This is a genomic window from Priestia sp. KCTC 13724 (assembly GCF_056820425.1).
Genome location: NZ_JBXDLD010000049.1, coordinates 1 through 4352, shown reverse-complemented (window position 1 = coordinate 4352; position 4352 = coordinate 1). Strand labels below are relative to the sequence as shown.

Here is a 4352-nt window from a genome sequence, read left to right as displayed (position 1 = left end):
ATGACTCACCTAGAAAAGTTATTGATCGATTGTGCATTCGATTGTAAAAGATAAATTCAACTTATATAGACAATTATTCATGACTATTTTGTGTCTTCCATAACCAATTTCTACCTGTCGATACTGCTACTGCTCCACTTTGTAATGCTTGATCGATATGTCGTTGATTTTGAATGAGCCCTCCTGTAATGAGTGGACACGAGGTTTTTACTTTTAACTTTTCAATCATTTCGGGTATTAAAGCTGGCATAATTTCAAGAGCATCTGGCTGGATTTCTTCAACCACTTTCAGCCCGTTTGCTACCGCGTCGGTATCCACTAAAAACAAACGCTGAATAGCAATCAAACCTTCTTTTTTCGCAAGCTGGATTAGAGAACTCTTTGTTGTCACAATTCCGGTAGACTTTACGAACTTTGCAATAAATTTGAGACCCTCTTTGTCATAACTAATTCCCTTTATCTTCTCCAAATGTAAAAACACAAAGCGGTCATGTTCCTTTAATAGCTCTACATACCTTTTAATGACGCTAATGTTACCTGTAAGAAGAAAAGCCGCTTTCACTTCTGATTCTAAAAAGAGTTCTAGACTTTTCGGCGTTTTAACGGATGCAATCATTCGATTTCTATTTAAATAAAATTCGAATTCATTTATTCTATCCATGCGTACAATCACCTCAGATAAAGTAAATAAAAAAGCCATAAAAAAACGGATAGATCTTTCATTCTATTGTTTTTTCATGGCTTCTCTTATTCATAACCGGTTATCTATTCACTTGTCTTTCACAGTTATTATGTTAGCTTGTCTATATAAAGCCACTGTGAAGAAAGTGTATAGTTTTGTAAAGGTGGAATAAATGTTTTGTAAACAAAAAAAGAGAGTTTGGGACATAACAAAATGATTGCTTCTAAGAGACGAACACTAGCTGTTCCAATCTTTTTGGTTTGTCTGAACACGTTCGTTCCATTGCGCTACGGCCACTCGCTTTCCGCGGGGAGGAACCTGAGCTTCCTCGCTGCGCTGCGGGATCTCAGTTTTCCCTCTCTTTCCCGCAGGAGTCGAGTGTCCTACGCTCCATTCCACCCTGTTTCCAACATTGTTTTCACAATCAACCAAAAAACCTGAACGATTAAAAGTGAGAAACTCTCAATCGTTCAGGTTTATCATTAGCTGAATTACTTATGTCCCAGCCTCTACTTTTTATAGTGCACACTCTTCAATCTCAAACCCTAAGTCTTCAATCAGCTGCCAATCTGACGTTGGCTCTTGTCCTTCTGTTGTTAAATAATCTCCAACAAAAATCGAGTTAGCCGCAAATAGCCCTAGTGGTTGTAACGAGCGAAGATTAATTTCTCGGCCACCGGAAATACGAATTTCCTTTGTCGGATTTACAAATCTCATCATCGCTAAAATTTTTAAACACTGCATCGGAGTAAGGGATTTTTGATTCTCTAACGGTGTGCCTGGCACTGAAACTAGGAAATTACACGGAATAGAGTCTGCATCTAACCTATTTATCTCAAAAGCTATATCTACTCGCTGCTCCTCCGTCTCACCCATTCCAAAAATAGCACCTGAGCAAGGAGATAATCCGGCTTGTTTTGACTTTTGCACGGTATCAACTCGATCGTCATAACTATGTGTAGAACAAATTTCATCATAATGATCAGCGTGTGTGTTCAAGTTATGGTTGTAGCGATGTACGCCTGCATCTACTAGCCTAGAGGCTTGATCATCATTTAAAAACCCTAAACAGGCGCAAATCTTCAAATCTGTTTCTTCACGAATCTGTTTTACAGCACTAATAACGTGCTCTACTTCTCTATCCGTCGGACGACGTCCTGATGCAACAATACAGTATGTACCCGCTTTACGGCGCTTTGCTTCAAATGCACCTTCAACGATTTTTTCTTGTGTTAACCAAGCATATTTATCAATTGGTGCCTCTGAAATAATAGACTGTGAACAGTAACCACAGTCTTCCGGACACAGTCCTGACTTTGTATTAATAATCATATTTAACTTTACTTTCCGTCCATAGTAATGGTGCCTAATTTGATAAGCGGCATTCATAATGTTTAAAATTTGTTCATCTGGAACAGTTAGTATTTGGTGAGCTTCTTCTTTTGTTAGGGCGTATCCTTCTTCAATAACCTGATTAGCTAGTTTTCCCCAATCCTTTATATAGGCTGCTTTCATGGCAATCCCCTCCCTCTAAATATGTTAATCTATATAAAATAAAAGTTAACATTTACCATAGATAAATGTCAACAAAATATATAAATAAGTTAACATTTAGAAGGTTGCTATGGTTCTTCCAAAATGTAATCCAATAAGATAATAGCTGAGAGTGTTCATAGATTAAGTGCTTTAAGTTAATACTAACATGCGGAACTGCAAATAATGTGTTAATTAAATAGAGTGAGGCATTTTCTGCACTTTCATTTTCGTGCCATTGAATAATAGGTGATTGAATTGATTGATTTGGATACAAATACCGCAAATTTTTTATGTGTAAAACCACTTTCTCTCAATGGTAAATAACTAACGAAATAAAAGTACTTTTTTGCTTTAAACAAAACAAGCATGATTTATGCGCATCATGCTTTTAATCAATTCCATATCGCTTACATTTATCATAAAAGCTTGTTTTACCAATTTCTAAGAGCTTAGCTGCTTGCTGTTTGTTTCCATTCGTACTTTTTAAAGCTTTTACGATTGCTTCTTTTTCGGCTTGTGCCACCACGTCCTTTAATGATGGGACCTCATCCTTTTCTGTCATCACTAAGCCTTTGCTTTCTTTTTTTATATCTTGATTGCCTCCTTCAAGGTCTTGAAGATATAAAGGTAAATGAGATAAGAGAATAGTTTGACCATCTAAAATATTAACAGCTCTCTCCAATACATTTTCTAATTCACGTATATTGCCAGGCCACGAATGCTTTTGTAACTGCTGTAACACCTCGTTTGATAATTTGAGATCAGGGCGATGAAAGTGCCGCTCTAGTTTTTTTAACAGCACATAAGCAATTTCAGGTAAATCTTCTTTTCGCTCACGAAGAGGTGGGATATCAACTTTAATAACATTCAAGCGATAATATAAATCTTTTCGAAACTCACCCTTTTCCACCATTTCTTCTAAATTTCGATGGGTAGCGGCAATAATTCGCACATCAATATCGATGGTTTTTTGACCCCCAACTCGTTCTAGCTCTTTCTCTTGTACCACACGCAGCAGCTTGCTTTGCATTTGAAGAGGCATATCACCTACTTCATCTAAAAAGATTGTACCTCTATGAGCTAGCTCAAATTTCCCTTTTTTCCCTCCTCTACGAGCACCTGTAAACGCACCTTCTTCATACCCAAACAGTTCAGACTCTAAAAGTTGCTGAGGAATAGATGCACAGTTGACTCGAACAAGCGGAAAGAAGCACCGCGAACTCGCTTGGTGAATTGCGTGAGCAAATAATTCTTTCCCAGTCCCAGATTCTCCTAATAACAAAACAGCAGATTTACTGTTGGCCACTCTTTCAGCTAACTGTTTAGCCAAGAGAAACCTTTCATTGTCTCCAATAAGATCTTGAAAACTATATTTCCTTTCCGATTCGTGCTCAAGTTTTTTCTTATAATAATTTAATTCTTCTAATAGAGGCTGTATTTTTTCAGAATAAGCTAGCCAATCTTTAGCATTCCGAAACATTACCGTTCCCACAGCTCCAACTAATTCATTGTCTACATATAAAGGATATCTATTTGCAATCATCTCATTCCCTTTAATAAAATGAATGCTAGCTACTTCTGCTTGGCCTGTTTGAGTCACAATATGCATTCTTGAGTTTTCAATCACTTCTTGAACAGAGCGTCCAATTGCTTGTTCAACAGTCGTATGTAAAAACTCACAGTAAGCTTTATTTATATAAAGGATTTCACCCTGAACATTTACTACAACGATCCATTCTGTTGCTACATTTAAAATCTCTTCAAACCATTTATCAGGAATTCGATTTTTATTAGCCACCATCGCTCCTCCTATGTACACGCTTCTACTATCTATTATACCAAATTCTCCTTGTACAATTGTTTTCATTCCGGAAAAACGGATTTTTTCCGGATTTGCGGAAGTAAACATCTCTCATATTCCGGTTTTTCGGAAATGAAAATTATACTTCTCTATATTTCTATTCAAATATCCAAACTTTGTTTATTATTGTCTGATTTTTAGAAGTTGGCACAAATCTTGCAAATATATTTCATTAAGTAAACGCTTACATTTTTTTTTAAAAATAAAAGGAGCATTCCTGTTAGAAGGATTTTCGGGGACTTGAACAAAAAAGAGCCCTCTTGGTATGATACG

General features: G+C 36.7%; 4 protein-coding genes. All 4 read right to left on the bottom strand.

The genetic code is table 11. The features are described 5' to 3' along the window. Positions 1 to 73: 73 nt before the first annotated feature. Positions 74 to 661, bottom strand: a complete 588-nt coding sequence (locus AC1UFB_RS07290; RefSeq protein ID WP_328101441.1) for a glycerol-3-phosphate responsive antiterminator — start codon at positions 659 to 661, stop codon at positions 74 to 76. A gap of 258 nt (positions 662 to 919) precedes the next feature. Then, on the bottom strand, positions 920 to 1081 hold the full coding sequence (locus AC1UFB_RS07285; protein WP_156413469.1) for a hypothetical protein: 162 nt from the start codon (positions 1079 to 1081) through the stop codon (positions 920 to 922). A gap of 117 nt (positions 1082 to 1198) precedes the next feature. Further along, positions 1199 to 2197, bottom strand: a complete 999-nt coding sequence (bioB, locus tag AC1UFB_RS07280) for a biotin synthase BioB (protein ID WP_100348084.1) — start codon at positions 2195 to 2197, stop codon at positions 1199 to 1201. Between the two features lie 409 nt (positions 2198 to 2606). After that, positions 2607 to 4016: a sigma-54 interaction domain-containing protein gene (locus AC1UFB_RS07275; protein ID WP_482588886.1), complete on the bottom strand. Its 1410-nt coding sequence runs from the start codon at positions 4014 to 4016 to the stop codon at positions 2607 to 2609. Positions 4017 to 4352: the final 336 nt, after the last annotated feature.